Raw genomic sequence first — 26007 nt, forward strand, 5'->3', positions numbered from 1 at the left:
GTGCCTCCCGGTCGTCCACCCCCCCCCCCCCCCACCCCCCCCCCCCCCGTCCCCCCCGCCCCCCCTCTGTGTTGCCCCCCGCCAATTTGGGGGGGGGGGGGGGGGGCGCGGGCCCCCCCCCCAAAAACCGGGGCGAGTTCAGGTGAATTAAGCGACCGTATGGCGTTATTTACCTGCCAGCTCCCGGCGGATAATTTCTGCGCCTGCGCTTAAGGCATTAAGTTTGCCGCTGGCGACCTGACGAGATAAGGGTGCCATGCCACAGTTGGTCGCCGGATAGAGTTTATCGGCATCAACAAACTGAAGCGCTTTGCGTAGTGTGTTAGCGACATCCTCGGGCGACTCTATACTATTGGTCGCCACGTCAATGGCCCCCACCATCACTTTTTTACCCCGGATAAGTTCAAGCAGATCCATCGGCACACGCGAGTTATGGCATTCCAGGGAGATAATATCGATACCCGACGTTTGCAGTTTGGGGAACGCTTCTTCATATTGTCGCCACTCTGACCCCAGCGTCTTTTTCCAGTCTGTGTTGGCTTTAATGCCATATCCATAACAAATATGCACAGCCGTTTCGCATTTAAGCCCTTCAATGGCCCTTTCTAAAGTAGCGATTCCCCAGTCATTAACCTCATCAAAAAAAACATTAAACGCAGGTTCGTCAAACTGAATAATATCGACACCCGCCGCCTCTAATTCTTTGGCTTCCTGATTAAGAATTTTGGCAAATTCCCAGGCCAGTTTTTCGCGGCTTTTATAATGATTATCATACAGCGTATCGATCATCGTCATCGGGCCTGGCAATGCCCATTTAATCGGTTGGCTGGTGAGCTGACGTAAAAACCGCGCGTCCTCAACAAATACAGGCTTTTGACGCGCCACGGCACCCACCACTGTCGGTACGCTCGCATCATAGCGATTACGAATTTTAACCACCTCGCGTTTTTCAAAATCAACGCCGCTGAGATGTTCAATAAACGTCGTCACAAAGTGCTGACGCGTCTGCTCGCCATCACTCACAATATCAATACCTGCCCGCAGTTGCTCGTCCAGCGCCAGCCGCAATGCATCCTGTTTCCCCTCGGCGAGCTCCTCGTTTTGCAATTTCCAGGGCGACCACAGGGTCTCAGGCTGTGCAAGCCATGAAGGCTTGGGTAAACTGCCTGCGGTGGAAGTAGGTAGCAATTTTTTCATAGCAAATAACCTTTTTTATCGGTAAATCAACGCGGGTAGTTTTCAGACCACTGTTCAAGAATAGTGTGATAACGTTTAATAAAATGCTGCTCAGTAAATCGTCCCTGCTCAATCGCTAACTGGCTACGCTCTTCCCGGTCATAAACAATCTTTGTTAATGAGTGGTCCTGATTATTCAGATCCGGTTGATAGTATTGACCTGCCGCAGAATTAGCATTGTAAATTTCCGGTCGATAAATCTTCTGGAAGGTCTCCATCGTGCTAATGGTGCTAATAAGCTCAAGATTCGTATAATCACTAAGGAGATCGCCAGAGAAGTAAAATGCCAGCGGTGCAACGCTGCCCGCAGGCATAAAATAGCGAACCTGCAGACCCATCTTCTTGAAATATTCTTCAGTCAATGAAGAATGACCCGGATGGTATTCAACACCCAATACAGGATGCAGATTCCCGGTACGCTGGTAGGTATCTTTACTGGATACACTCAGGCATATTACCGGCGACTTGCTAAAATTCTTTTTATACTCATCAGAACGAATGAAATGCTTGAATATATTGCCATGTAAGGTTCCAAAGTTATCTGGAATGCTAAAGCCGGGCTGATTTTTATTGTGTTCTAATAACACCACGCTAAAGTCATAATCGCGCACATAAGAAGAGAAATTGTTCCCGACAATGCCGTCAAGGCGCTCATCCGTTTTTTTGTCGATGATACTGGTTTTCAATATTTCGATTACCGGGAAGCTGTCGCCCCCGGCTTCTATATTCATGGCAACAGAAACGATCTCAAGCGCGACGGAATAGCGATCGCCTTTCGGGTTATCCCAATGCGCTAAGCTATTGAAACGATTATCAATCATGACTAATGTATTACGTAAATTCTTCTGACGATCGGTTCCACGCGCCAGGTTGGCAAAATTAGTCGTAATACGCGTATTTTCCGACGGGTTATAATTTTCGTCGAAGACACTGTTCTTAACAGTAAATGTAAAGCCGCTATTCATTGAAATCCCGCACCCAGGTTTTGACATAAACGCTGATATCGCCTGATATTTTTACCGTCGTGACTGGCTTTCAGCTTTCATGTTACAAATAAGTTAACATTGGTTATGTTATGCCAGAGCCATGGGAGGAGTGGAAGCGACTAAATTTCATTACATCATGAGCTATCTTCATGTTCGGGTGGGGGATGTGGATCAAAGCATAGTTTCTTAGCGAGTATTTATCTTTTGTTCGGCAAAATAGTGCGCGGGAGTGCTGCCCATGGTTTTTCTGAACATGGTGATAAAGGCATTAACCGATTCATACCCCAATGTTATCGCCACATTCTGTACCGATACGCCACTGGCCAGCTCTCTGAGCGCAATGATTAAATGCAATTGTTGACGCCACCGGCCAAAGGTCAGGCCGGTTTCCCGCGTCATCAGCCGCGTTAATGAACGTTCACTCAGCGCCAGTCGCTTCGCCCATTCTTTAATGGTGCTCCGATCTTCCGGATGGCTTACCAGAGTATCGGCCATGGCCCGTATTTTAGGATGGGCAGAGACCGGCAAACTCAACTTTTGCTGCGGCATCGCGGCCAGCTCGTCAAGGGTTACGCGGGTCAGCCTCGCCACATGATCATCCACTGGTCCCTCCCCCTTCTCGTGGGTCAGACGATCGACTAATTCTCTGATTAAGGGGGAAATCGCCAGGGTACAACATTTCTCCGGGAGCGCGGCGGCTCCGGGTTCAATAAACAAATAATTGAGATGGGCGTTCCATGTTGCTCTGGCGCTATGAGGGACGCCGCCCGGTACCCATACTGCACAGTGAGGCGGCACTATCCATATTTCATTTTCTGCACGGCAGATCACCGCGCCATAAAGCGCAATAATCAATTGCCCTTTACGGTGCGTATGAACCGGAACTTCAGCTTCATAATCAACGAAATCGAGGTGACGCGCGACCGCTGCGGATGATGTGGCGTCCGGATCAAACAGCAGCGTGGCATTCTGTGCTTTCATATTATTGACCACATTTAGGTATTTTTTGACAGAATAGAGTATTTAATAGCATCTGCAAGCCGGTAATAATTCCGGCATGCACAAATATACCGTTTTTCATCTTCGTCCCCTGCGGGCGGCTGGCGACATATTACGCCGTGCGGGTGCGGCGCTGGCCTCATTCAATCTGCTGAACGATGCACATGCCCTGCTGTATTCGGTCAGAAGTTTTGCTGCGGCCATGCTCGCCTGGTACATTGCCTTATCGATTGGTCTTGAAAGGCCATCCTGGGCAATCATTACCGTTTATATTGTTTCACAAACTTCGGTCGGCGCGTCACTCAGCCGAAGCCTCTACCGTCTGGCAGGGACGGTAATCGGAGCGGGGGCAACCGTTTTAATTGTCCCGACATTCGTGAATGTGCCGATCTTTTGCAGCGTAGTACTCAGCGTCTGGATCACCTTCTGCCTCTATTTGTCTCTCCTTGAACGCACACCTCGCGCCTACGCTTTTGTGCTGGCAGGTTACACCGCAAGCCTGATTGGCTTTCCGGCGGTATCCGACCCTGGCGCGATTTTTACTATCGCCATTATCCGGGTACAGGAGATCATGATTGGTATTTTCTGTGCCGCGCTTATTCACCGCTATGTTTTGCCCACGCGGATATCAGGCCTGTTTAACAGTACGTTAGCAAAAATGCTGCACTCGTCGCGCCAGGAGATTGCCGACACGTTAGCAGGCAAGCCTGCGGAGGTTTCGGCCAGCCTGCACAAGGCGCTGGCGCTGCAATTTCTCCAGGGCATAAGTCATCACATTCCCTATGACTTTGCCCTCTCAGCCCCGGCCCGACAGGCCAGAAAAGCTCTCCATGACCGGCTGGCACGATTACTCATCGTGAACAGTGAATTGCGCGATCGTTTACAAAAGATAGCGGTGATGCCTGCCGAGCTGGAAAGTCTGCTGGACAATGTTCAGGCCTGGCTTACCGGTGAGGATGCAAAGGCACAGAAAAGCATGGCGGAAGCGCTAAAAAAATGCGCTGAGCACTTAACGCAGCGCCTCGCGGCACATGCGCTGACGTTTGACGATGCGCTGCTGGTGAGTTTTACGCGCCATCTGACGGAGGCCATCACTCTCCTGCAACAATGCGAGCACCTGTCCGACATGATTCACCACAGCAGGCACGCGTCGGGGAAAATGAAAGATGACGCGGTGCAAGGATATGTTTTCCATCGCGATTATTTTGCCGCTTTTCGCACTGCGCTGGGTGCCTTCGTGATCATCCTGAGTGGCTGCCTGCTGTGGATTTATTCCGCCTGGCCTGATGGCGCGACGGCAGTGTCTATCCTTGGCGTCTGTTGCACACTGTTTGGCAGTTTCGATACGCCCGCCCCGCACATCATAAAATACATTATTGGCTCGGCCTGGGGCGTGCTGATAAGCCTGCTCTATAGCTTTGCCCTGCTTCCTCAGGTGACGGATTTCGCTGTGCTGGTTGCGGTGCTTGCTCCGGCATATCTGCTGGCCGGATCGCTACAGGCGCGCCCACCCACCACATTTATGGCCATGGGGATCACCCTGACCCTGCCTGTTTTGTGTGAGCTGGGCGCTCACTACAGCGGTGACTTTGCCGTGGCGGTCAACACCGCCATCGCGTTATTTTCCGCGACGGGGTTCGCCGTGATCGGCATGAGCTTACTGCAAACCGTGCAGGCAGACGCGGCCATCAATCGTCTGCTGGCCATCTGCCAGCGCGATATTCGGCGCAGCGTGCAGGGTGTATTTACTCCCGATGAAAAGCTCTGGACCAACCTGATGATGGACAGGGCCGCGTTACTGATACCCCGTTTGCAGCGAAGCGGACCGTCATCCAGACAGGCGCTTAATCACATGTTGCACGCTCTGCGTACCGGCTTATGCGTTATGCGCTTACGCCGTGATAACACGCTGGCAGACAAAGAGATCGATGACGTGCTTTACCAACTTTCCCGGACGACCCATTTTGATGCCCTGCGTCAGCATATTGCTTCAATAGTTGACCAGCGATTGCCCGCACCTGACGAACATTCGCGCCAGATAACAGACAAGCTGGTCGATCTTTACTGCACATTACATGAACAGGAGCAGCAGCCTGATGATTAATGACATCAATATAGGCGGCGTCTTTATTCCGGGTTTGCTGATCGTTGCGCTTTTTACCCTGGTCTGCACGCTGTTATTGGTACCGCTTTTCTCTTTCAGCAGGCTTTACCGACGCTTGCCCGGTCGCCCGCTGATTAATTTTTCAACTTATATCGTTACGTATTTCCTGCTGTTGCAGGGCCTGAACGCGCTGGGGTTATTAGCATGAAATCATTTGTCTCACTCTTAGGTCGCTATGTGCTGACGTTAAGCGCAGTCGTCGTAGCAGCCCTTCTGGCTTTCATGATGTGGAAACATTATGCGCAAACGCCCTGGACCCGCGATGGCCGGGTGCGTGCGGATGTGGTGCAAATTGCGCCGGATGTTTCCGGGCCAGTGAGCAGTGTGGCGGTCACTGATAATCAGTGGGTTGAACGCGGCGATATCCTCTATGCGATAGATCCGCAATGGCTGAAGCTGGCGGTGGCGAGTGCGCAGGCGGATGTCGATGCTAAACGTCATGAGATGCTAATGCGCCAGGACGCAGCCAGACGGCGCGCGCAGATCAAAAGCGCCATCTCCAGCGAGGATTTACAGCAGACAGGCAGCGCCGCCAGCATCGCCGCGGCCAATTATCACGCGGCGCTCGCGGCGCTGGAGCTGGCGCAGCTTAATTTAGCCCACGCCACCGTGCGCGCGCCGGTCGCGGGGTATGTCACCCATCTCAGGCTTCGTCCCGGTGACTATGCCACCGCCGGAGAAACTAAGGTCGCCATCATTGATGCCCATAGTTTCTGGGTTGTTGGCTATTTTGAGGAAACCAAACTCCGCCATATTCATCCAGGAAATACGGCACATATCGCGTTGATGGGGTCGGAGTCCACCATCACCGGTCATGTTGAAAGTATCGGGCATGGGATCGGCGATACGAATGACGAGACGGGTGGCCTGGGCCTGCCGGATGTTGAACCGACATTTAGCTGGGTGCGGCTTGCGCAGCGCGTCCCGGTACGCATTCATCTGGACACGCTCCCCGAGGGCGTGGAGTTAGTGGCAGGATTGTCCGCCACCATCTCCATCACGCCTTAGCCACGGTTTTATGGGCGCATCAGTGGTTCAATTCCGATCCATTTCCGCGTCGGCTGATAGCACAGTTTCAGCGGCGGTACGGCGACTTTCTGCCCGGCAACGTCAAGCTCACCGAGGTGAATGGCCCATTTGGTATTCGCGTATTTGTAGTAAATTTTAAAAACGACATAGGCTGAACCATAGTCATCATTGTTGGTGATTCTGGGGACATTACGGTGCACCTCATCACTGTTGATGTCATAAGGTGAAGGCCTTGCATATGCCATATTATCTTCCGGAAAATCGTAGGGGAACGAGGTAGTGCCGAGGAAAATTTCAGGGCGTGCGCTGAAGCGCTTCCCGTCCCCCATGTCGATATAGGCTTGACGGGCGTCCAGCATAATGGGCACCGCTGGCAGCCCTTTGCTTCCCGGACGCGAAGGACGCTGCCGCCCTTTGTTATAGGCGATCAACTGAACGTAAAATTCCGGTTCCGCTTCAGGCCCTTGTACATAGGGGATAGTAAAATAGCCTCGCTTCTCAGAAAGATAGTTGCCAGGAATATCGTGATCGTAGAGATAGGTTTCCAGAACGATGTCTTGCTTTCCTGTCGGGCTGTCGACGCTGAATGTATGCTCGCTTTCGCAAAGGTCGATATAACCTGGCCTTTCCCGTGGGTATGGAATACATCCACTTAATAATGTAACGCCAAGCACAACCATTCCGGCATAGCTAAGATGCCTTGATAATGACATAGTAAAATCCCTATAAAATATCCCCGAACATCAGCTTAGGTGAGTACGACAGTAGTGTTCAAGCTACCAACTTTGACTGTCTTGTTAAAAGCGCGTCCTGTCGGGTGATTTATCGTGAGACACCGCTCGCCTGACTCTATTTTTTACTGACAGGGCGACCCGGACAACATATCCTTGATATACCATTCAATGCTCGTGCGGGGCTGTATGAGTAAATCCTGAAATGACTATTTCCCCCCGCATTACTGCCCCCGCCAGGACCACATAATGATAATGCTCCGCCCCATGCATGAGGATGAATATCCTGCTTTTCTGGAATACTTTATTGCCGATTACTCACGGGAAATTGCGAGCAATTATCGGCTTTCTGACAATGATGCTCTTGCCAGAGCACAGCAAGAAATCGCAGACGATCTTCCTGATGGAGTAAATACACCATGCCACGTTTTGCTGTGTCTTATTGTTCAGGAAGATAACAAGACCCGTCACGTAGGTTACCTGTGGTATAAGCCGGATACTGCCAGACGGACCGTGTTTATTTATGATTTTCATATCTTCAATACCTGTCAGGGACAAGGTCTGGGTAAACAAGCTTTACGCGCTTTTGAGCAGGATCTGCGGAATAAGCATTTTGAACATATCAGGCTTCGGGTTGCTTTTGATAATCCCCGGGCCCGGCACGTTTATGAGACTGTCGGTTTTGGCGTGACGGGCATCAATATGAGTAAGTCGTTAATAAATTGAATATCTGCAAACGGTATTAACGCACCAGCAGTGAGGCTCTTATTCTGGTAGCTCTCCGAATAAGAGCTGCGCTGGGATATTCCGCTAAGGACACTTATCATCGTCTTACTGGTAATGCGCGTAACCATGGCTGCACCTTATCTGGGTGCTGGTATCAGCGGTGTTATCGCTTCGTTTCCCTTTATGGCCGTTATTCTGGCTGTATTTTCGCATGTGATTTTTCACTCATAACTTGCTTACTCATATCGATGACTTCACTAATGCACATGCATACTTCGGCATCGGCCGAAGCAACGAGCCTTTGTCATCAATAAACTGTCCGAAAGTCATTGATGGAGTGAACCATGATTGCAGTACTTTTTGAGGCAGATGCTCTGCCAGAAGCTCAGGAAAGATATCTTCAACTTGCTTCGGAGCTGAAGCCTCTTTTATCCCACACGCCCGGGTTTATTTCGATTGAGCGTTATCAGAGCCTGACTACGCCCGGAAAGATCCTTTCTCTGTCCTGGTGGGAAGATGAGGAGTCTGTAGCCGGATGGAAGCAAAATGTGATGCATCAGGCCGCGCAGAAAGAAGGCAGGCAGTCGATTTTTTCATTCTACAGAATACGGATAGCCAGCGTATTCCGTGATTACTCTTCGGATAAGGGAACAAATCAGCATGTATGACATTCACGTTATTCTCAAAAATAGCCCGGGGTCCCTTGGTTCACTGGGCAGTGTGCTGGGCGAAAACGGAGTGGGGCTTGAAGGCGGTGGTGTATTCACAATGTCTGGGGACGGACATGCACACTTTCTGGTTGAAGATGGCGAAAAAGCCCGCAGGGTACTGACTGAGGCCGGTTTTGAAATCTGCAACCTGTGTCGTCCCCTGGTAAGAAAATTATCTCAGGAACGACCGGGTGAGTTGGGAGAAATAGCTGAAACAATTGCCCGGAACGGCATTAATATTCTGGTACAGTACAGCGATCACAGCAACCGGCTCATTCTTATTACAGATGATGATATTCGGGCAGCTGAAGTAACCCAAAAATGGGCAATACCTTCTGAATGAAGCTCCTTAAAACACAGCGCGACAATGAGCAGGATGATGTTCTTGAAACATCAATGGCCATGGTAGCTTCGGCGCTGTCTGACCCTTCAAGGGTCAGCATCCTTTGCGCCCTGATGGACGGGCGCGCCTGGACTGCAACCGAACTCAGCGTAGTGGCCGGCATTGCAGCCTCGACAACCAGCGGGCATCTGAACCGACTTCTCAGCAACGGTCTGGTCATTTGCCTGACGCAGGGGCGTCATCGGTATTACAGCCTTGCGGGTCATCATATCGCGGAACTGCTGGAAAACCTGATGGGAGTTTCTATGCATCCTTCTAAAACCCACACTTCAAGTACTCCGGTAAATCTGCGTTACGCACGCACCTGCTATGACCATCTGGCAGGCGAGCTTGCAGTCAACATTTATGAGTTTATGCTGCGGGAAAAATGGCTTGCGGCAGATGGCTCGGAACTGACATTAGTCGGCAAAATGCATTTTGAAAGAATGGGTATCTTGCTTGACTCACATACACGCCGTAAGCCCTGCTGCCCCTGTCTGGACTGGAGTGAACGACGTTTTCACCTTGGCGGTAATGCTGGCTCGGCATTGTTTACGTTTTTCCTTCAAAAAGAATGGGTAACACGTACGCCGGGATATCGTGAGGTGAACCTGACAGATTCAGGCAAGGTTGCAATGTATCGGCTTTTTGAGCTGAAAATTACCTGATCTTGAGTCCTGTACAGGTTGCTCTGATCAAGAGACTTAAGATGCCCTCGTTTTACATACCCATTTCGCGTAAGTAAAAAGGTCTGCTCCGTGCCAAAAGCAGACCTTCCGTCTAACCCAATAACGTTAAATTTTGAGTGCCTGGTCAACTAAAAAATTATAAATAATCTTAAAGAAGTCATAACGGTTCAAAAGCTGGCTGGATGTCGGTTAAACCCGTGGCGATTCACTAAGGCCCGGGATTACCCGGACCTTGTAGTAAAGTTACACCCGATTATGCGACCTTATCTTTCAGTTCAGCCTGCTGATTAAGCTCCTCCGGCGTTTTGAGGAAAGGTGTAAGCACGCCACTGAGGATATATAAACCGGCATAGATGCCTAGAACACCACCTGCGCCAAGAGATGAATAGAACAATGCTGTAATAGCGGGAGCGATGAAGGCTCCCAGGCCTGCACCAAGGTTCAGTACTGACATAGCGGCTCCTTTACTGTCCGGGGCAAGCATCGGAAATAACGCTGACAAAGGAACATAGCCCGCCATGGTCACGCCGCAAAGGCAAAGTACAAATGCCATCACATAGAAATTATGACCCAGTACCTGGGGGACCGCCCACACCAGAATGAGAACAGCGGCATAACCAAATCCCCCGACCCACATAATGGTTTTCCGCCAGCCAAATTTGTCACCAAAGAACCCAAAGAACAGATTGGCAAAAATAGCCACCAGGAATACTGCAGACCACATATGCAGCCACTCTGTTTTACTGTAGCCATAACTGATCAGGTACAGAGGCAGGAAGGTGGCCAGCCCGTACTGCGCGATACCGTTTACGGATTTCACCACCAGGCCCATCGCGATGACCGGCCGCTGCAGAATGGTGATCCCTTTCAGTAATTCACCCGCGCTGAATGGGTGAATTTCTGAAGCAGGAACAACATCACGGTTGACCCAGATCCCGAGAACAGACCCGACCAGGACAAACAGTAAGCCGACCCAGAGCACGTGGATCTCACCCAGCACCGGTAACGCCATCGAAGAGAAGAAGGGCCCAATCACACTCAGCCCTAATGAGAACGTAAACCAGAACCAGCCAACTGCAGTCGCCCTGCGCGCAACAGGCGTGCTGTAGTTAATCCATATCAGGAATGAGTAAGCGAACAGAGGATATCCAATCCCGCGTAATGCGTAGAAAGGAAGCATCCACGCCATTTCCATGTGTTTAAGGCCAACACTGATAAAACCGATACTGCCAATGATAAAGGTTACCAGACCGTAAAACATGACTTTACGCGGGCCTAGCGTCTGAACCAGAACGCCAGTAACCCAGGCTGCCAGCGTAACAGTAACATCATACGCGGTGATCAGGTAGGATGCCTGTGCAACAGACAGCCCCTTCTCTACAAGCCAGATTGAGATCCACGCCTGCTCAACACCATCGCCAATCATAAAGATGGTCAGGCCGATATATCCCCATAATAAATTCCTGGGTAAACCTATCTTTTCAAACATATTTTCCTCCAGTGTCAGACACTGACTGGTCGCGGATACGAGGTAAGGTTCGGGTTGTTTTAATTATTCGGCGATCATTTTCAGTAACATACCCTGTACTTTCAGGGCGTCCTGGCTTTGGATCATTTGCTCAATTTCAGGAATGCTGAGACGGTCAATAAAGTCAGACAGTGCTTTGTACATACGGATATTCTGAGCGCACTCCGCGACCGGATCTTCGCGGCTCGGGAAGGTATCGAAATAAATCAGTCCACTAAAACCAACGCGTTTCGCGTAGTAGATATATTCCAGAGTCTGGAGGAGATGTACGGAACCCAGCATCAGGCCATCATCGAAATGACCGTAGCCGTCATTAAGATGGAAACCGACGAGGCGGTTTTTACGAGCTGACTGGAACAGGGAGAAGGCCGGATTTTCCTTCTTCATTATCATATGGCAGAAATCGAGGGTGATACCCAGATTGTCACTGCCAACATCATCAATCAACATCAAGGTTGAGGAAACATCCCCAATAAAGGAGAAAGTACGCGGCTCATAAGGTTTGTATTCAAAGCTGAACTGCATATCCCCATGTGCCTGGGTCACGATGCGTAAGGCATCAACGAGCAGCTCATACGCGCGGAAGTAATCTTGCTGGAACGGGTAATCATAGCCGTCATATCCAAACCATAAGGTGACGGTATTGCCCTCGAGAAATTTACACATCTCAGCGGCTTCCAGCGTCGTCTCAATGGCTTTACTGCGCAACGCAGGATTCGGGTTGGTAAACTCGCCATCAATAAAGTCTTTATTGTAGCGCAGCGCAATACCACCTACCTGCAGACCATTATCAGCAATACATTTTTTAATCAGTTCTTTATCCTGGCCAATAAAATGCTCAGGATAGTTAAGTTCGATATGTGTTAATCCTTCCACACTACCCATACGGGTAATGAGATCACACGTATCCATTTTGTTTTTCGCATCGAATAGTTCAGGTCTTGAACGGAAAGAATTAATTCGGGAGGAAAATTTCATTGCAGTCACCTTGTTTTGTATTCCAAGTGTTTTTATAAGATTGAATTTCATCTCAGTAAATAGAAGCGGGAAAATATTACTGCAAATAAATAAAATTATACCGCTCAGACATAAAAACTTCATTTCCAGTAAAATCATTTAAAATCAACGCATTAAAATTTAATTTTACTGACTGTAAAATTTCATACCAATTAACCAGATGAATATTTTACTGAGAGTAAAATACATTAGTAAAGTATTTTATAGAATGTGACCCAGATAACATTTCATATCATTTTGTCGTGCTAATTTCGTTTTCACATTTACAGGAGGGGTTATGCACAGCAGGCTGAAGGGTAATGAAGTATTTTTACTTGCGAGAACGCTGGCTCCTGAACTAGGTAAAAAAGAGAGAGCTATCGCCCGCTTTATAGATGATAACCCTCAGTCCCTGGCACGTATGTCAATCACAGAAATTGCTAATTATTTGAAGGTTAGCGTATCGAGTATAACCAAAGTCTCCAAAAAACTGGGATTTACCGGGTTTCATGATTTGAAGTTAAGCGTCTCTAATAACATGAACGCCGTTGAAAACACTGTTGACATTCCGGTTGTTCCCGATTCGGAAAAGTATGTTGAAAGTGTTCTTGAAAGTACTTTTCTTAATTCTGTTCTTGCCCTGCAAGAATCGTTAAATGTCATTGATTGTGCCGTCATCAAATCGGTTGCATATCTATTCATTAATAAGCCTGAAGAAGCCAGAATATTTATTGCTGGCTGTGGCGGTTCAAGTGCAATCTGTGATGATTTCAATCATAAGCTACTAAAAATTGGTATCTTCTCATCAGTATTTAGTGATAGTCATAAACAGCTGATGACTGCATCGCTGATGCGGCAAGGTGATATTCTTCTGGCCGTGTCCCACTCCGGACAAACGTCGGATATTATCCAGATGGTAAATATGGCAAATGAGAGCGGCGCAGAAACGATTTGTTTAACTAATTATCCGAACAGTCCGCTTAGCCTTATTGCCCGACATTCAATTATTTCGGCAGTAAAAAATAACCCGATCACGGGCGAGAATGCTACCACCCGAATAGTACATCTGAATATTCTTGACGCTATTTTTACCATTATTGCCAGTAAAACCAGTGACAAAAGTAAAAATAGCTTACTCAGCACCAGAAATGCGGTAGCGTCCAAGCGTACCGCCAGTTAAAGGTTGAAAAGATGAAAAGTGATGTAGTCGTTATTGGTAGTCTGAACTATGACATTCTAGTCCAGCAGGATCGGCTTCCGGAACTGGGCGAAACATTTACTGGCAATGAGTTAATGCTCATGCCAGGTGGGAAGGGGGCTAATCAGGCGGTGCAGTGTTCTAGACTTGGACTGAACGTCAGCATGGTTGGGTGTGTCGGAAATGACATTTATGGTAGCGAGCTGATCAACTCTTTACGTGAGAATAATGTATCGGTAGAGAATGTAAACAAGCGGGGTACCACCACAGGTATCGGTATCGTCCAGATCCTTGAATCAGGTGACTACTGCAGCACCATTATCAAAGGCGCTAATTACCTTATCAGTGAAGATGACATCACTGAGTCACTCTTCGAAGGACAGCCACTGGTTATTCTTCAGTCAGAAATTCCGGCCCCCGTTGTTGAGTATATTATCGGCGTTGCCAGCACCCACCATTGCCGCATTATCCTTAATAACGCCCCGGCACGGGATGTCTCCGCCCACGCCCTGAGTCTGGTGGACTACCTGGTTGTTAATGAGACAGAAGCCGCCTTCATGAGCGGTGCCGATGTATCTTCGATTGATGACGCTCATTCTTGTGCAACCGGACTGCATAAACGAGTGAAGGGACAGGTAATCATTACCCTCGGTGAAAAAGGGGCGGTATTGTCCCAGGAACATGGCACTCGACATTTCCCGGCTGTATTCTGTCCGGATGTTGTTGATACCACCGGTGCCGGCGATTCATTTATTGGAGGTATTGCCTACTGCATTGTTAATGGTTTTTCGCTGACGGACGCGATCCCCTTTGCTGCTGAAATTAGCTCTTGTTCAATACAGAAATATGGCGGGCAAAACTCTTTTCCCATGCTACCGGACGTTTCTCATGCCCTTAAAAACTCCAGCTTGTTAGATTAAGTAAAATCTATCCACCGTTATCAATGAAGGGCAATGAAATTGCTCGCCTGATAAAGATTTTTCGAATCAAGAAGCCATGACCACAGAGATATTTTATCCTTGTGGTCTTTTTCATATTAGCGCTCCCTCAGATTGCCTACTCAAAGCGGACACTTTATTTGTAGGAGAGCAGAGTTACCTCTGGCAAGCTTGCTGTATGTATTGCGGGCATCTGTTTAAACTGGACGATGTCCGCTCATCGCTCACAGCGGACATCATACTTCTAAGGCTGTCCGCCTTGTGACAGGAGCGGGCATTACCTAACACATTAATAACCTTCACAGGTTTACGCGTTCTACACAGTAAACGTCGTAGTTGATGAATTATCATTATTTAAAATATCCAGCTGATAAATCCACCTGAATACTTCTTACTAATTTTGACTGCATAGAGATCATGAAGACTTAGAAAGAAATTATTATCTTCTTTGAATATTAACTCCTCATACTCAGCCATTATCAAACTATGCTGCGCTGTTATTTTAGATATTTCCTCCATTTCATTGACAATCATGGATTTATTTGCATCGGTAGATAGATCCATAGCAATAAATTTACGCATTAATGGCATTAGCTGATTAGGGTCTGTATTCTTTGTATTTTCCTTAACTTTTTTTTGTCTTTCTGAATAGATGGCATTAACCGCATTTGTATATTTTTTTGCTAAACCCCTAAACTCTGGATATGAACCAGTAACTAATGCAAGCTCTTCATACTTGAGAAATAAATTGGCTTTGTATTTTTTTACCGTTATTTCAAGATCTTCAACTCCTTTTTTTAACTCTGTATTTGATTTAATAATAGACATTGGAATGGCTTCATAATACTGGCCTAATTTTGAATCAGGGGTCACTATCATATGTACTATTTCATTAGACATGAGCTGATAAGAACCAGATAACTCCCCATACTTTAGAAATAGTTCATTGTGTGAAGATGAACAAGAACTTTGTAATTCCATCATTGGCCTGAAGTAATCCTTTATAAACTCCTCTTGAAGACCTTGGTCTTTTTTATAGCTCTCTAGAACCCCAGCAAAAAGAAATGACCCTAAAGATATGGAAATTACGGCAATTAACAATTGACTAAAAAATGATTGTGCTTCATTACTCATGAATTATCCTTAAAACATAACACGGAAATAAGTGGTCCCTAACAGGGGGGAATCGACAGGTCGGAAACAAACTTAACTGATGGGTTAGCTATAGTCCAGAACCTTGTTTAAACACTTAGAGTGACTGTATGCATCCCAGAAAGTTGTGCCAGTAACATTTGAAGCCCTTATAATTTATTTAAATCGAAGTCAGTTACTCACTCAATGCTGCCTGTAAACGTGGTCAAGTCCCCTTATCATCGCTCATAGGTACAAAAAATCGCCTTAACGTACAATAATTTTCTTTATCCAAACTGACCTCTTCAAAGACGTCATTGAAATGAAGCTTTAAAACCAGCGATAAAGCGTGAGCTCGCCAGCTATCTGACCGGATAATTTGCCATGAGCTTATGTCGGGTATGCAGGACGGAGTATTTTTATCAGCCGGGCACACGTCGTGCTTAACCGGTGATCAGAATGTGTGACCTTAACCTTACTTACTCCCCGGTGATTCACGCAGAAGGTTGTTACCAATGTCCGCAGATCGCTCACAGCGGACCTTCAGCTCAAATAACTTGCCTGGTTCGTGGCGGAAGCAGACATTGCCCTCTTTGATAACGTGATTCAAATCCTCTGTGTTCCGTTATGTTCAGGTAAGACGGGCTGTGTAATCACAGAGTACTCGCCTGAATCATCAGCTACGTTTCTATTAGTGTTCGCGGTTAGGGTGAGGGAGCGGATAATCAAAATCAACCTTGATCGGCTCCGCATAGCGGCTGTTCCACAGCTGGCTGTATAGCTCATCTACACGCTCGGCCATTGGCACACTATTCAGCACCAGCTCAAGGTTGCGTGAGTTATCAAAATAGCCCCCGCTCCAGTTGCTGGTTCCCACCCAAGCCGTCGAGCCGTCGATAGTCATCAGCTTACTGTGAACCACCCTCGCAAACGGGATAAATCCACGGCTTGCGGGAGGGATCGTCACCACCTTCAGCTGAACGTTAGGCACCAGCGACAGGCTCTTTAACCAGAACACATCCGGCTTCTTCAGATTCCAGCTGGCAACCATCAGTTCAACCTGTACACCACGCGCTGCCGCGCTGCGCAGGGCGTTATCAATGGGGGCGTAAAAGGGACGCGTCCCCTTTTCTCCCCATGATAGCGGCGCATAATCCATCACCTGTACCCGGACCCGCGATTTGGCGTTGGCCAACAGACGCGGCAGTTCAACCTGTGAGTCAATCACCCCGCTCGGGTTATAATCGCGCGGGCTGGCAACCAGATAATTGCCCTGCGGAGCCGACTCCGGAGCCTGCCACGCCAGCTTCGGTACCGGCTTATTCTCCTCAAGCAGGGCCTGCGCCTGCCAGTCCTGATCGAAAATAGCCTGAATTTGCCGCACCGCTTGCGCATCGCTGATTCGCAAGCCGGTTTCCTGAATCTGTTCCAGCGCGCGCCAGTCAAAATTCTGGCTACCGACAAAGGCTTCTTTGCCATCCACCAGCAGATACTTGGCGTGGACAATCCCCCCGGTCAGCCGATGGAACGGAATAATCCGCAGTTCGAGGTTCGGGATCGTTTTCAGCGCCGCCAGCGTTTCCGGCGTCGAAAGGCCAACGCCCTTCTCCTCCATCAGAAAACGAATCTTCACTCCCCGTTCCCCGGCGGCCCGTAGATGGTTCAGCACGCCGTCCAGCAGAGAGCCTTTTTCATTTGCCACATAAAACTGCGCCAGATCGATATGGCTGCGCGCCGAGTCAAACATCTGCTGCCAGACCTCGGCAGCATTGCGCAAATCATCATCCTGTAGCGTGGTTTCCTGCGGCGCGTTATATACCAGCTCGTAGCCCGGTATCGAGAATTCCGCCTGCGCGGGTGGGTTTAACAGCATCCAGGCACCCGCGACCAGACCCATCAGGCGGCCTCCTGGCCACCCGTATCGACGATAATCAGGCATACCGCTGCGCCTCGCGTCCTTCCCAGCGATTACCGTCCTGTTCCGGACGACTGACCGGGCTTCCGGCACGGATCAGCAGCACCTTCAGCAGCTCGTTAATGCGTTCCATGCGGCTTTGCAGGTAGTTATTACCCACCAGGCACAGCAGCGCTATCGCAATCCCCAGGCCGGTAGCGTATAGCGCGGTGCCCATCCCGGCGGAAACCATACTGGCATCAGAAATGCCAGAGGCGGAGAGCGCCTTAAAGGTATCCATAATCCCCAGTATCGTACCCAGCAGACCCAGCAACGGCGCGGCGGTTACCACGGTTTCGAGCATCCACAGCCCGCGCGACATCTGTGGTTTACTCAGCAGATATTGGGCGTCAATCAAATCGCTCATCGCCTCCCGGTCTTCTGCCATCTGTTTTTTCTCCAGTACCGGCAAAATAACGGTCAGCGGAAGGCTATTGCGCCCGATTAGCGATTCCGGCAGGTCCGACACCCGGCGGACGTCCGGCGTCAGCGCCTTCTCAAAGCGCTGAGCCTGACGCTGGGCCCACGAAAAATAGAGACCGCGTTCGACCAGTATCACCACGGCGATCGCCAGCGCGGCATACATAACGTAGAAAATAATGTCGTGAATCAGGTTGGCATCCATCAAAGTGCCCTCCGGTTAATTAAAAGGTTGCTTCCAGCGAAACGCTAAAGGTGCGCTCTTCGCCGACGTTGTAATACGGGGTGCTGGCCTTCACGCCATCGTAAGGAGCCGCGTTAAAGGTCGTCGAGCGTACGGAGGTCAGGTACTGTTTATCGAACAGGTTATCGATGCCAAACCGCAGGGCGGCGCTTTTAACAATCTTTTTGTCCACCGGCAGATGAATGCCCGCGGCAACATCAAAGACCGTGCGCCCGCCGATTTTTTCATCGTTGGTCAAATCGCCATAGAACGAGCTGACGTATTTACCGCCGAAGCTGCCGTAATAGAGACCATCGTCATAGCCCAGCGACATGTTAAGCATGTTTTTCGGGACGTTCGGTACCGTTTTGCCCTCCGTTGGCAGTGGATTACCGCCGTTGCTGACAATGTCATCTTTTTGTTCGGAATGGGTGTAGGTATAAGAGGTGTAGTAGTTGAAGTTGTACGGCAGCTTACCGCTCCACTCCAGCTCCACGCCTTTACTTTCGACGCTGCCGATATTCATCATTTCGTAGTCGCCGTCAGCATTGGTGGTCGAGATCTGACGGTCGGTATAGCGCATATAGAAAAGCGTCGTGCTCAGCAGCATATCTTCACGCTGGAAACGCCAGCCCAGCTCGTGGTTCCAGCTCAGCTCCGGCTTGGTGCTGATTGAATCGCCCACGTTATAGAGCACGTAGTTTGGCGGCGTACGCATGTTGCGCGTCAGGTTATAGAACAGCTGGTTTTCCATATCCGGCTTGTAGCTGATGCTAAAGTTCGGCAGGAATTCATGGTAGGTCGCCTTACGTTTTTCCGGGGCGTTATACAGGCTGCCTTTGTTATCACCAATGCGCTCGACGTACTGATACGCCAGCCCACCCACCAGCGTCCAGTCCGGCGTCACGAACCAGGTATCCTGAAGCCATACTTTTTGCGCCGGAGTGATGGTGTACTGGTTACGGCCCTGTACCGTGTTGCCGTTGGCGTCTTTCACCTGATCGGATTCGCCTGGTTTACCGGAGACATTTGCCGGGTTGCCATCATCCTGAATGCTGATAAACGGCTGGGTCTGCGACTGGCGCGCACGTTCATACCAGTAGCCGATATCCATGCTGTGCTCGTCGTTAATATCCCACTTCAATTTGGTGGTGACGCCCGGTCGCCAGGTCTGGGTCCACGAAGGCCGGTAGTAGGTATTGGAACTTAAATTGCTCAGGTCGTATTGCCCGGCTTTATCGGAGGTATTAGACAGCACCGAGGCCGTTTGACCGGTAAAGCTGCCGCCGTTACCCCAGTAGTAATAGGGCTGAACGGTCAATGCGAGATTGTCCCGCAGCTGCAGTCTTTGTGAAAAAGAGAGGGTGAAGGTTTCAAACGGGTTACGGTTAATTTTGTAATATTTACTCAGCTGACCTTTGTTGTTATAGACCGGAGTAGTTGAGTAGTCCTGACGCGGGTCTTCTTCAAACTGCGCTTTGCTGAGGGTGTTGTAGTTGCTGTTATCCTGGCGGTTATACTTCATGATCAGGTTACTGCTGTTGCCGTTCCCGTCCTCGTACAGTGAGTTCATTTCGAACTTATCAGAATAGAGGCGTCCTTCTCCGCGCCATTTTTTGGCCTCGGTATGCGAGTAAGAGAGCCAGTTGCTGAAGCCGTTATACTCACCGGTCTCCAGGCGGGCAAAGGTTTTGCTGAGATTATTGCTTCCCAGCGTTTGCTTGACGAAGCCGCCGAACTCTTTTGCCGGACGCTTTGTAACGAGACCAATGTTACCGCCGCTGGAACCGATGTGCGGACCATCAGCTTCGGAAGAGCCCTGGGTCACGAAGATCTGCTCAAGGTTTTCCGCATCGCCCAGCAGGTTCGGATAAACCGCGTAGTTGCCCGAGTCGTTAATCGGAATGCCGTCCATCGACAGGCCTATTTGATCGGAGTTCATCCCTCGCATGGTGTAGTCGATACCGCTCAGGCCGCTGGCGTCATTACTGTTGACGTTCATACCCGGCGTATATTTCAACATGTCGATGGCATTGCTGGCACCGGAAGCTTTGTCCATGGCTTCTTTAGTGAGAGTAGAACGCGCTTTACTGCTGTCTTCCTGCACCATCAGACCGCCGCCGAGCGACTGCCCTTTGACGTTAATCTCTCCCACATCGCTGCTTTCTGCCGCCAGCGAGGAACCTGATAACAATACCGACACCACGGCTAACGCAATCCCAGAATAATTAAAGTTCTTCATGTCCTTTCCTATAAAAAACAAATGATTAATTAGGTTTTATGGAGCCTGATAATTAAACGTTGCGGTAAATTTTTTGCTTCTTTGCCCGGCAAAAGCCTCTTCAGGAAAGGGCTTAAGCTGTCGGATACTTTGTAAAGAGCTAAGCGCTGCGCGATTGAGCAACATGCTCGGGGCCTTGCTGGCAATACCGGAAGACAACACTCTGCCGCTGCGGTCGACTTCCAGCCAGACCTCAACGTTGCCCTGCGGGCGCTCCAGTGAAGCCTGACGGCCGCTCGGGTAGCGTTTACGCTGCTCCAGCTCGCGGCGCAGCGCCTGCAGATAGCCGTTTTCTACCGCCTGTGCGTTCGCTTTCGGTGCCGGAGGAGAAGGTGGCGCAGTTGGTTTACTCACCGGGCTGCGAACGGCGGTGGGCTGCTGAGCCACGCGCTCCTGCGGCCTGGGCGATTTCTCATGGACCGGTTTTGGCTTCGGTTTAGGCTTCGGTTTAGGTTTCGGCTTAATAATCGGTTTGGCCTGGATAATGGGGTCCGGGGCAGGAACGACGGGGTCAGCAATCGGTTCCGGCTCAGGTTGAGGTTCCGGCGGCGGTTCTGGCTGCGGTTCCGGGACGGGCTCCGGCTGCGGCGGCTCGGGTTCGGCCAGCGACAGTTCCATTACCGTATCGTCATAATGCGGTTTAACCTGCAGCACTGCATGCTGGCTGGCGAGCAGTAAGCATCCGGCGATAACTATCGCGGGTAGCCAGCTAACGACGTGACGTGAGCGATAAAGCAGATACATATCACTGCTTCCGTGTGGCGATGGAAATGGAGAAGAAGCCGCCCTGACGTAAGGTATCCATCACTGCGACCAGGCGTTCCACCGCAACGTTTTTATCGCTGTTCACGATAATGGTGGTGGTTTGGTTTTCCTGCTGCTGTTGCTTCAGGGTCTGCACCAACGTATCAAGGACCAGCGGTTGGCCGTCCAACTGCAGCTGTTCATCGGCACCGAGGGTGATAATGGCTTTTTTTTGTGGTTTAAGCTGTTGGGCGCTACTGGCCGACGGCAGCTGGGTTTTCAAGCCCAGAGCCGGGATCACATTCAGGCTAATCAGGACAAAAAAAACCAGTAAAAACATCATCACATCGATCATCGGGATCAGTTCGATATGGGCTTTATTCTTTTTAGGCTCACTCCAGTTACGCATGGCACTCCCCCCCAAAAATTGAAGGGGTCAATATAGAAGCGCTTTGTTTATTTCTTGTTACAAATTTATTATTTTATTATCACAAATCACTCAGTTTTTTGTGAAAAACAGCCATCTATAGGCTTTCAATAAATCGATCTTTGGCTCCGGTTAGGATCAGATCATTACATTACTGGGGTATAAGTCGGCGAGGTGACACATTGCCTGTCCGGGACAGTAACTCTTTAACAAGCATGATGTATAAGTCAGACTAAAACCTGAGAACCAGGCTTAGAGTGCATCTGTAAATATCCCGCTAAACCAGACCAGTCACTTTTGGATGTCTTTCGACACACTAATCATGGCGGTGTAAGGCTAGCTTCAGCTTTGTGCCAGAAGCGGGCTCAGCATACTACTTTGGCAGCTCAGTGCCAAAAGCAGACATTGCTAGCTCTACACTGCATTAATTATTGGGGAACATGTCAGTTCGTTATCTCAGGCTCATTTCATTGAGTTCTGAACTTTGAAGCCGGGATTTTTTTCAAAAATCTCAGCAACAAAATCCATGAACACAATCGCCCGTTTTGGTAAAAGTCGATTAGCAACATAAACGGCCTGAATGGGGACGGGCGATGCAGTGTAATCAGTCAGTAATAATTGTAAATTGCCACTTTTCAGTCCCTCCTCGAACAGCCATTCCGGGCCCTGTGCGATCCCAATCCCTGCATTGACAAATTTCTGTACTGCTTCGGGTGAATTGACCCTGAGCCGACCAGAAACAGGAACATTGATATCCTGAAATCTCCAGGTAGCTCCTGTTGTCAGCAAGGTATAGATCAAACAATCATGTTTTTTTAAATCCTCTGGGGTATCAGGGGTTCCGTGTTTAGCTAAGTACTTGTTACTGGCAACACAGACTCGCTCAAACATGCCAAGTCTGCGGGCACGCATAGCACTGTCCTCCAGGTGTCCAATGCGGATTGCCAGCTCAGCCCCTTCATCCACGAGATTGATATAGCGGTCATTAATCTGTAGATCGAGTATCAGCTCAGGGTAGCGTTCTAAAAAATCGGGGATGTGCGGGACTAAGAATGTATGAGTCAATGCTGTGGGGCAGGCAACGCGTAATAGCCCTGTGGGTGTAACATTTTCTCTGAAAGAAGACTCTGACTCTTCGACAGCTTCCAGAATACGTCTTGCTTCCAAATAATAACGTTCTCCTTCAGGAGTCAGGGAAAGCTTGCGGGTTGTTCTGTGAAGTAATCTGGTCTGCAAATGCTCTTCGAGGGTTGCAACATGACGACTCACGTTCGGTTGCCCTAAGCCTAAAACCCTACCGGCTGAGGAAAAGCTGCCTGTTTCAGCGGTACGGACAAAGCATGTCATCAAAAGTAATCTATCCATCCTGAAACCTATTTATGCATTTAATGCATGAAACATATTTAGAAATACAATCTTATCACTATCTGAGCATGAGCATACAGTGGCTATCAAATCGGTCATTCGCCGATCAGTAGTTAAAACTAACAGGAGATAGTTATATGGCTAGATTACAAGGTAAACGCGCACTGATCACGGGTGGAACAAGTGGTATTGGTCTTGAAACAGCGAAGCTGTTTGTTGCAGAAGGTGCACGTGTAATTGTTACGGGTGTTAACCCTGATTCTGTCGCAAGGGCAAAAGTAGAACTGGGTAATGACGTGTTAGTCGTGAGTGCTGATTCCGCTGATGTGAACGCACAGAAAGCGCTGGCTCAGACAGTTCAGGAACACTTTGGACAACTGGATATCGCTTTCCTGAATGCGGGTATATCAATGTATATGCCAATTGAGGTATGGACAGAAGAGCAGTTCGACCGCATTTATGATATCAACGTTAAAGGTCCTTACTTCCTGATGCAGGCGCTGCTGCCAGTGTTCGCGAGCTCTGCATCAGTGGTATTTAATACCTCTATAAATGCTCACACGGGACCCGTGAACTCTTCAGTTTATGGCTCCACCAAAGCAGCATTACTGAACATGTCGAAAACGCTTTCCAACGAGTTACTTTCTCGTGGGATCCGTATCAACGCAGTGAGCCCTGGCCCTGTTGATACTCCGCTTTACGATAAGGCGGGGATCCCAGTGGAATATCATGATCAAGTGATGAAAGATATCGTTGCAACCATCCCTGCCGGTCGTTTTGGTAAGCCTCAGGAAGTTGCACAAGCGGTTCTTTACTTTGCATCTGATGCGTCTGCCTGGACGGTGGGCTCAGAAATCATCATCGACGGCGGCGTTTCAATCTAAGCCACCAAAATAAGATTTACAATTCATCAAGCCCGCCATCTTTTACAGCGGCGGGCTATCCTTTTATCTGGAGGTTGAGATGTCTACCAGTGACCTGACACTTATTAGCCACCCACTATGTCCCTTTGTGCAGCGTTCAGCGATCGTTCTTCTTGAGAAAAATGTGCCATTTGAACGCGTAAATGTAGATTTATCGGCAAAGCCTGACTGGTTTCTTGCTCTGTCACCCACTGGCAAGGTGCCGATGCTGAAAGTGCGTCAGTCAAAGGGTGAAGATGCCATTATTTTCGAGAGCATGGTGATCTGCGAGTACCTTAATGAAACGCAAGACGGTGATTCGATGTATGCTGACGATGCATTAGTAAGAGCCAGACAGCGCGCATGGATCGAATTCTCTACATCAATGCTTGGAAATGCATGGCAATTTTTGAATGCGACTGATCAGGCCGTTGCAGGCAGCAAACGCGCGGTGTTCCGTGAGCAGCTTGAACGTATTGAATCTGAATTGAGCCTGGGGCCTTATTTCTCTGGTGCCGAATTCAGTATGGTTGATGCGGTCTACGCTCCTGTTTTCCGTTACTTCTCCATTATCGATGCATCAGTCTCTGAGGCGATTTTTGAGGGGCTTCCGCATGTTTGCGCATGGAAAGCTGCACTTGCGAAAAGGGAAAGCGTAAAAGCCGCTGTATCATCAGATTATGCAGAACTTTTCCAAAATCATCTTCGTCAGCATTCTGCAATTCTCGCTGCCTGAAGATATTAACTGGGAAACCGTGACCTGCTCCCCGCTGATTCACACAGAACGCTGTTAGTAATGTCCGCAGATCGCTCACAGCGGACCTTCAGCCCGTTACAATCAACGGGCATCCAGGCACATCGATCCAGCCGGTATCACCGAACTGAGAGGCTGAGCGCTGCTTTACTCCCCATTCTGACCATGCTACTTTCTTTAAATGATTACAGAACATATCACCCAGTCTTTACAACTCACTCTGTTGTGGCTGCCTTCTTAAAGGCGGCATGAATATGTATTTCCATTTTCAATAACCGCCGAAAGGCGGTTATTTGCTTTTATACGCCCCCTTTCGGTTACATCTTTAAGGGATACTTATGAGCATGAAAACAACTATTCTGACCGGCGATCGCCCAACAGGGCCGCTACACCTTGGACACTTTGCCGGCTCATTACGTCAGCGCGTTGCGCTACAGAATGACTGTCAGCAATATGTACTGGTCGCAGATCTGCAAGGCATGACGGATAACGGTAGTGACCCGCAAAAAATCAGTAACAATATCCCCGAAGTTCTGGCCGATTATCTCGCCGCAGGTATTGATCCATCGCTGACCACCATTTGTCTGCAATCTTCATTGCCTGCGTTGGCCGAACTGACCATGTTCTATATGAACATTGTTACTGTGGCGCGCGTCGAACGTAACCCAACGGTTAAACACGAAATTGTCCAGAAAGGATTTGCGCGCTCCCTGCCGGTCGGTTTTCTGGCCTATCCCATTAGTCAGGCGGCAGATATCACAGCATTTAAGGCGAGCATGGTTCCCGTCGGCAGCGATCAGTTGCCAATGATCGAGCAAACCAATGAAATCGTTCATAAGATGAACAGCCTGTTACCGGAACCTGTTCTGAATCATTGCAAAGCGCTGCTCAGTGAAACCAGCCGACTCCCGGGTATTGATGGCAACGCGAAGATGTCTAAATCTCTTGGTAATACATTGCTTCTGTCCGCTGACGAAGAAACTATTCATCGTGCAGTTAACTCGATGTACACAGATGCTAACCATCTGAAGGTAAGCGATCCGGGACAGGTAAAGGGTAATATCGTGTTCACCTATCTGGACGCATTTCACCCGAACAAAACCCTGGTGGCGGAGATGAAAGCACACTATCAGCGAGGTGGCCTGGGCGACAGGATCTGCAAGAATGAACTGGAGGTTTGCCTGCAGGAACTGATTGCGCCGATGCGCGAGCGTCGTGCAACTTACATTCAGGATAAAGGCATGCTGATGGGGATTTTAAAAAAAGGTAGCGAGCGGGCACATGAAGTCACACAGAATACGTTAAGGGAAGTGAAACAAGGGCTGGGATTACCGATCCTATAAATCATGGAAGCTTTGTTGAATACGTTTAGACGGCAGGTTTAGCGGGTGATCGGTAACCGGGCTTAGATGAGTAAAATACCTTCTGTGAGCGAAAAGAGTGAGGCTGCTTTACGCTCACAGCGGCTTTCAGCCCCAGACAGCTACCTTCCAG

25 protein-coding genes are annotated in these 26007 nt (G+C 49.2%); 12 read left to right on the forward strand and 13 right to left on the reverse strand.

The features are described from left to right. Positions 1 to 165: 165 nt before the first annotated feature. The 3 genes from CHU32_RS19395 to CHU32_RS19405 form a co-directional block, all read right to left on the reverse strand. Positions 166 to 1197, reverse strand: coding sequence for a methionine synthase (locus tag CHU32_RS19395; RefSeq protein WP_103676642.1), 1032 nt, complete (start codon positions 1195 to 1197; stop codon positions 166 to 168). A gap of 26 nt (positions 1198 to 1223) precedes the next feature. Further along, a complete protein-coding gene (locus CHU32_RS19400; RefSeq protein ID WP_103676643.1) occupies positions 1224 to 2201 on the reverse strand; it encodes a DUF1852 domain-containing protein in 978 nt (325 codons plus the stop codon). Positions 2202 to 2408: 207 nt separating this feature from the next. Beyond that, positions 2409 to 3203 (reverse strand): AraC family transcriptional regulator, encoded by a 795-nt coding sequence (locus CHU32_RS19405; RefSeq protein ID WP_103676644.1) that lies wholly within the window; start codon positions 3201 to 3203, stop codon positions 2409 to 2411. 76 nt (positions 3204 to 3279) lie between these two features. Here CHU32_RS19405 and CHU32_RS19410 point away from each other — a divergent pair, with 76 nt between their 5' ends. The 3 genes from CHU32_RS19410 to CHU32_RS19420 are packed head-to-tail and all read left to right on the forward strand — an operon-like array spanning position 3280 to position 6393. Beyond that, positions 3280 to 5325: an FUSC family protein gene (locus CHU32_RS19410; protein ID WP_103676645.1), complete on the forward strand. Its 2046-nt coding sequence runs from the start codon at positions 3280 to 3282 to the stop codon at positions 5323 to 5325. Next, positions 5318 to 5533: a DUF1656 domain-containing protein gene (locus tag CHU32_RS19415; protein WP_103676646.1), complete on the forward strand. Its 216-nt coding sequence runs from the start codon at positions 5318 to 5320 to the stop codon at positions 5531 to 5533. Before CHU32_RS19410 ends, CHU32_RS19415 begins: the two co-directional genes overlap by 8 nt. Beyond that, positions 5530 to 6393: an efflux RND transporter periplasmic adaptor subunit gene (locus CHU32_RS19420; RefSeq protein WP_103676647.1), complete on the forward strand. Its 864-nt coding sequence runs from the start codon at positions 5530 to 5532 to the stop codon at positions 6391 to 6393. The genes CHU32_RS19415 and CHU32_RS19420 overlap by 4 nt, the downstream gene beginning before the upstream one ends. An 8-nt stretch (positions 6394 to 6401) precedes the next feature. Here the strand turns inward: CHU32_RS19420 and CHU32_RS28625 are convergent, their stop codons facing one another. Beyond that, positions 6402 to 7127: a hypothetical protein gene (locus CHU32_RS28625; protein WP_245880243.1), complete on the reverse strand. Its 726-nt coding sequence runs from the start codon at positions 7125 to 7127 to the stop codon at positions 6402 to 6404. Between the two features lie 267 nt (positions 7128 to 7394). On the opposite strand from CHU32_RS28625, the gene CHU32_RS19430 reads away from it, so the two are divergent. The 4 genes from CHU32_RS19430 to CHU32_RS19445 all read left to right on the forward strand — a co-directional run bounded on the left by CHU32_RS19430 (position 7395) and on the right by CHU32_RS19445 (position 9631). Further along, complete coding sequence (locus CHU32_RS19430) at positions 7395 to 7871, forward strand: GNAT family N-acetyltransferase (protein WP_103676648.1); 477 nt, start codon at positions 7395 to 7397, stop codon at positions 7869 to 7871. Positions 7872 to 8215: 344 nt separating this feature from the next. Next, entirely contained in the window at positions 8216 to 8539 is a 324-nt protein-coding gene (locus CHU32_RS19435; RefSeq protein WP_103676649.1) for an antibiotic biosynthesis monooxygenase family protein, read from the forward strand. Further along, positions 8532 to 8924, forward strand: a complete 393-nt coding sequence (locus tag CHU32_RS19440; RefSeq protein WP_103676650.1) for an amino acid-binding protein — start codon at positions 8532 to 8534, stop codon at positions 8922 to 8924. Before CHU32_RS19435 ends, CHU32_RS19440 begins: the two co-directional genes overlap by 8 nt. Beyond that, the gene (locus tag CHU32_RS19445) at positions 8921 to 9631 is read left to right on the forward strand and encodes an ArsR/SmtB family transcription factor (RefSeq protein WP_103676651.1); all 711 of its coding nucleotides are present in this window, start codon (positions 8921 to 8923) and stop codon (positions 9629 to 9631) included. Before CHU32_RS19440 ends, CHU32_RS19445 begins: the two co-directional genes overlap by 4 nt. A 274-nt stretch (positions 9632 to 9905) precedes the next feature. Here CHU32_RS19445 and CHU32_RS19450 read toward each other — a convergent pair whose 3' ends face one another. Together CHU32_RS19450 and CHU32_RS19455 are read right to left on the reverse strand one after the other, a co-directional pair. After that, positions 9906 to 11141 (reverse strand): MFS transporter, encoded by a 1236-nt coding sequence (locus tag CHU32_RS19450; protein ID WP_103676652.1) that lies wholly within the window; start codon positions 11139 to 11141, stop codon positions 9906 to 9908. A gap of 63 nt (positions 11142 to 11204) precedes the next feature. Next, positions 11205 to 12158, reverse strand: a complete 954-nt coding sequence (locus CHU32_RS19455) for a sugar phosphate isomerase/epimerase family protein (protein WP_040018981.1) — start codon at positions 12156 to 12158, stop codon at positions 11205 to 11207. A 316-nt stretch (positions 12159 to 12474) separates the two neighbouring features. On the opposite strand from CHU32_RS19455, the gene CHU32_RS19460 reads away from it, so the two are divergent. Further along, positions 12475 to 13356, forward strand: coding sequence for an SIS domain-containing protein (locus tag CHU32_RS19460; RefSeq protein ID WP_040018980.1), 882 nt, complete (start codon positions 12475 to 12477; stop codon positions 13354 to 13356). An 11-nt stretch (positions 13357 to 13367) separates the two neighbouring features. After that, positions 13368 to 14294, forward strand: coding sequence for a ribokinase (locus tag CHU32_RS19465; protein WP_004180190.1), 927 nt, complete (start codon positions 13368 to 13370; stop codon positions 14292 to 14294). Positions 14295 to 14666: 372 nt separating this feature from the next. Here CHU32_RS19465 and CHU32_RS19470 read toward each other — a convergent pair whose 3' ends face one another. The 7 genes from CHU32_RS19470 to CHU32_RS19500 form a co-directional block, all read right to left on the reverse strand. Then, positions 14667 to 15446, reverse strand: coding sequence for a hypothetical protein (locus CHU32_RS19470; protein ID WP_103676653.1), 780 nt, complete (start codon positions 15444 to 15446; stop codon positions 14667 to 14669). Between the two features lie 688 nt (positions 15447 to 16134). Then, positions 16135 to 17340, reverse strand: a complete 1206-nt coding sequence (locus CHU32_RS19475; protein ID WP_425444901.1) for a phospholipase D-like domain-containing protein — start codon at positions 17338 to 17340, stop codon at positions 16135 to 16137. Positions 17341 to 17374: 34 nt separating this feature from the next. After that, a complete protein-coding gene (locus CHU32_RS19480) occupies positions 17375 to 18022 on the reverse strand; it encodes a MotA/TolQ/ExbB proton channel family protein (RefSeq protein ID WP_103676655.1) in 648 nt (215 codons plus the stop codon). Between the two features lie 19 nt (positions 18023 to 18041). Continuing rightward, positions 18042 to 20282, reverse strand: a complete 2241-nt coding sequence (locus CHU32_RS19485; RefSeq protein ID WP_103676656.1) for a TonB-dependent receptor family protein — start codon at positions 20280 to 20282, stop codon at positions 18042 to 18044. 36 nt (positions 20283 to 20318) lie between these two features. Beyond that, complete coding sequence (locus tag CHU32_RS19490) at positions 20319 to 21065, reverse strand: energy transducer TonB family protein (RefSeq protein WP_103676657.1); 747 nt, start codon at positions 21063 to 21065, stop codon at positions 20319 to 20321. 1 nt (position 21066) lies between these two features. Next, positions 21067 to 21474, reverse strand: coding sequence for an ExbD/TolR family protein (locus CHU32_RS19495; RefSeq protein ID WP_103676658.1), 408 nt, complete (start codon positions 21472 to 21474; stop codon positions 21067 to 21069). A 480-nt stretch (positions 21475 to 21954) separates the two neighbouring features. After that, entirely contained in the window at positions 21955 to 22857 is a 903-nt protein-coding gene (locus CHU32_RS19500; RefSeq protein WP_103676659.1) for a LysR family transcriptional regulator, read from the reverse strand. A 137-nt stretch (positions 22858 to 22994) separates the two neighbouring features. Here CHU32_RS19500 and CHU32_RS19505 point away from each other — a divergent pair, with 137 nt between their 5' ends. The 3 genes from CHU32_RS19505 to trpS all read left to right on the forward strand — a co-directional run bounded on the left by CHU32_RS19505 (position 22995) and on the right by trpS (position 25856). Continuing rightward, a complete protein-coding gene (locus tag CHU32_RS19505; protein WP_103676660.1) occupies positions 22995 to 23741 on the forward strand; it encodes an SDR family oxidoreductase in 747 nt (248 codons plus the stop codon). A gap of 79 nt (positions 23742 to 23820) precedes the next feature. Then, positions 23821 to 24495, forward strand: a complete 675-nt coding sequence (locus CHU32_RS19510) for a glutathione S-transferase family protein (RefSeq protein WP_103676661.1) — start codon at positions 23821 to 23823, stop codon at positions 24493 to 24495. Positions 24496 to 24851: 356 nt separating this feature from the next. Continuing rightward, positions 24852 to 25856 (forward strand): tryptophan--tRNA ligase, encoded by a 1005-nt coding sequence (gene trpS / locus CHU32_RS19515; protein WP_103676662.1) that lies wholly within the window; start codon positions 24852 to 24854, stop codon positions 25854 to 25856. The last annotated feature ends 151 nt before the right edge of the window (positions 25857 to 26007 follow it).

Origin of the sequence: Superficieibacter electus (assembly GCF_002915575.1) — a bacterium.
GTDB classification, from domain to species: Bacteria; Pseudomonadota; Gammaproteobacteria; order Enterobacterales; family Enterobacteriaceae; genus Superficieibacter; species Superficieibacter electus.

Coding starts and splice junctions, on each gene's coding strand:
- CHU32_RS19395 (WP_103676642.1), bottom strand. CDS start 1,197: ATGAAAAAATTGCTACCTACTTCCACCGCAGGCAGTTTACCCAAGCCT.
- CHU32_RS19400 (WP_103676643.1), bottom strand. CDS start 2,201: ATGAATAGCGGCTTTACATTTACTGTTAAGAACAGTGTCTTCGACGAA.
- CHU32_RS19405 (WP_103676644.1), bottom strand. CDS start 3,203: ATGAAAGCACAGAATGCCACGCTGCTGTTTGATCCGGACGCCACATCA.
- CHU32_RS19410 (WP_103676645.1), top strand. CDS start 3,280: ATGCACAAATATACCGTTTTTCATCTTCGTCCCCTGCGGGCGGCTGGC.
- CHU32_RS19415 (WP_103676646.1), top strand. CDS start 5,318: ATGATTAATGACATCAATATAGGCGGCGTCTTTATTCCGGGTTTGCTG.
- CHU32_RS19420 (WP_103676647.1), top strand. CDS start 5,530: ATGAAATCATTTGTCTCACTCTTAGGTCGCTATGTGCTGACGTTAAGC.
- CHU32_RS28625 (WP_245880243.1), bottom strand. CDS start 7,127: ATGTCATTATCAAGGCATCTTAGCTATGCCGGAATGGTTGTGCTTGGC.
- CHU32_RS19430 (WP_103676648.1), top strand. CDS start 7,395: ATGATAATGCTCCGCCCCATGCATGAGGATGAATATCCTGCTTTTCTG.
- CHU32_RS19435 (WP_103676649.1), top strand. CDS start 8,216: ATGATTGCAGTACTTTTTGAGGCAGATGCTCTGCCAGAAGCTCAGGAA.
- CHU32_RS19440 (WP_103676650.1), top strand. CDS start 8,532: ATGTATGACATTCACGTTATTCTCAAAAATAGCCCGGGGTCCCTTGGT.
- CHU32_RS19445 (WP_103676651.1), top strand. CDS start 8,921: ATGAAGCTCCTTAAAACACAGCGCGACAATGAGCAGGATGATGTTCTT.
- CHU32_RS19450 (WP_103676652.1), bottom strand. CDS start 11,141: ATGTTTGAAAAGATAGGTTTACCCAGGAATTTATTATGGGGATATATC.
- CHU32_RS19455 (WP_040018981.1), bottom strand. CDS start 12,158: ATGAAATTTTCCTCCCGAATTAATTCTTTCCGTTCAAGACCTGAACTA.
- CHU32_RS19460 (WP_040018980.1), top strand. CDS start 12,475: ATGCACAGCAGGCTGAAGGGTAATGAAGTATTTTTACTTGCGAGAACG.
- CHU32_RS19465 (WP_004180190.1), top strand. CDS start 13,368: ATGAAAAGTGATGTAGTCGTTATTGGTAGTCTGAACTATGACATTCTA.
- CHU32_RS19470 (WP_103676653.1), bottom strand. CDS start 15,446: ATGAGTAATGAAGCACAATCATTTTTTAGTCAATTGTTAATTGCCGTA.
- CHU32_RS19475 (WP_425444901.1), bottom strand. CDS start 17,340: ATGGGTCTGGTCGCGGGTGCCTGGATGCTGTTAAACCCACCCGCGCAG.
- CHU32_RS19480 (WP_103676655.1), bottom strand. CDS start 18,022: ATGGATGCCAACCTGATTCACGACATTATTTTCTACGTTATGTATGCC.
- CHU32_RS19485 (WP_103676656.1), bottom strand. CDS start 20,282: ATGAAGAACTTTAATTATTCTGGGATTGCGTTAGCCGTGGTGTCGGTA.
- CHU32_RS19490 (WP_103676657.1), bottom strand. CDS start 21,065: ATGTATCTGCTTTATCGCTCACGTCACGTCGTTAGCTGGCTACCCGCG.
- CHU32_RS19495 (WP_103676658.1), bottom strand. CDS start 21,474: ATGCGTAACTGGAGTGAGCCTAAAAAGAATAAAGCCCATATCGAACTG.
- CHU32_RS19500 (WP_103676659.1), bottom strand. CDS start 22,857: ATGGATAGATTACTTTTGATGACATGCTTTGTCCGTACCGCTGAAACA.
- CHU32_RS19505 (WP_103676660.1), top strand. CDS start 22,995: ATGGCTAGATTACAAGGTAAACGCGCACTGATCACGGGTGGAACAAGT.
- CHU32_RS19510 (WP_103676661.1), top strand. CDS start 23,821: ATGTCTACCAGTGACCTGACACTTATTAGCCACCCACTATGTCCCTTT.
- trpS (WP_103676662.1), top strand. CDS start 24,852: ATGAGCATGAAAACAACTATTCTGACCGGCGATCGCCCAACAGGGCCG.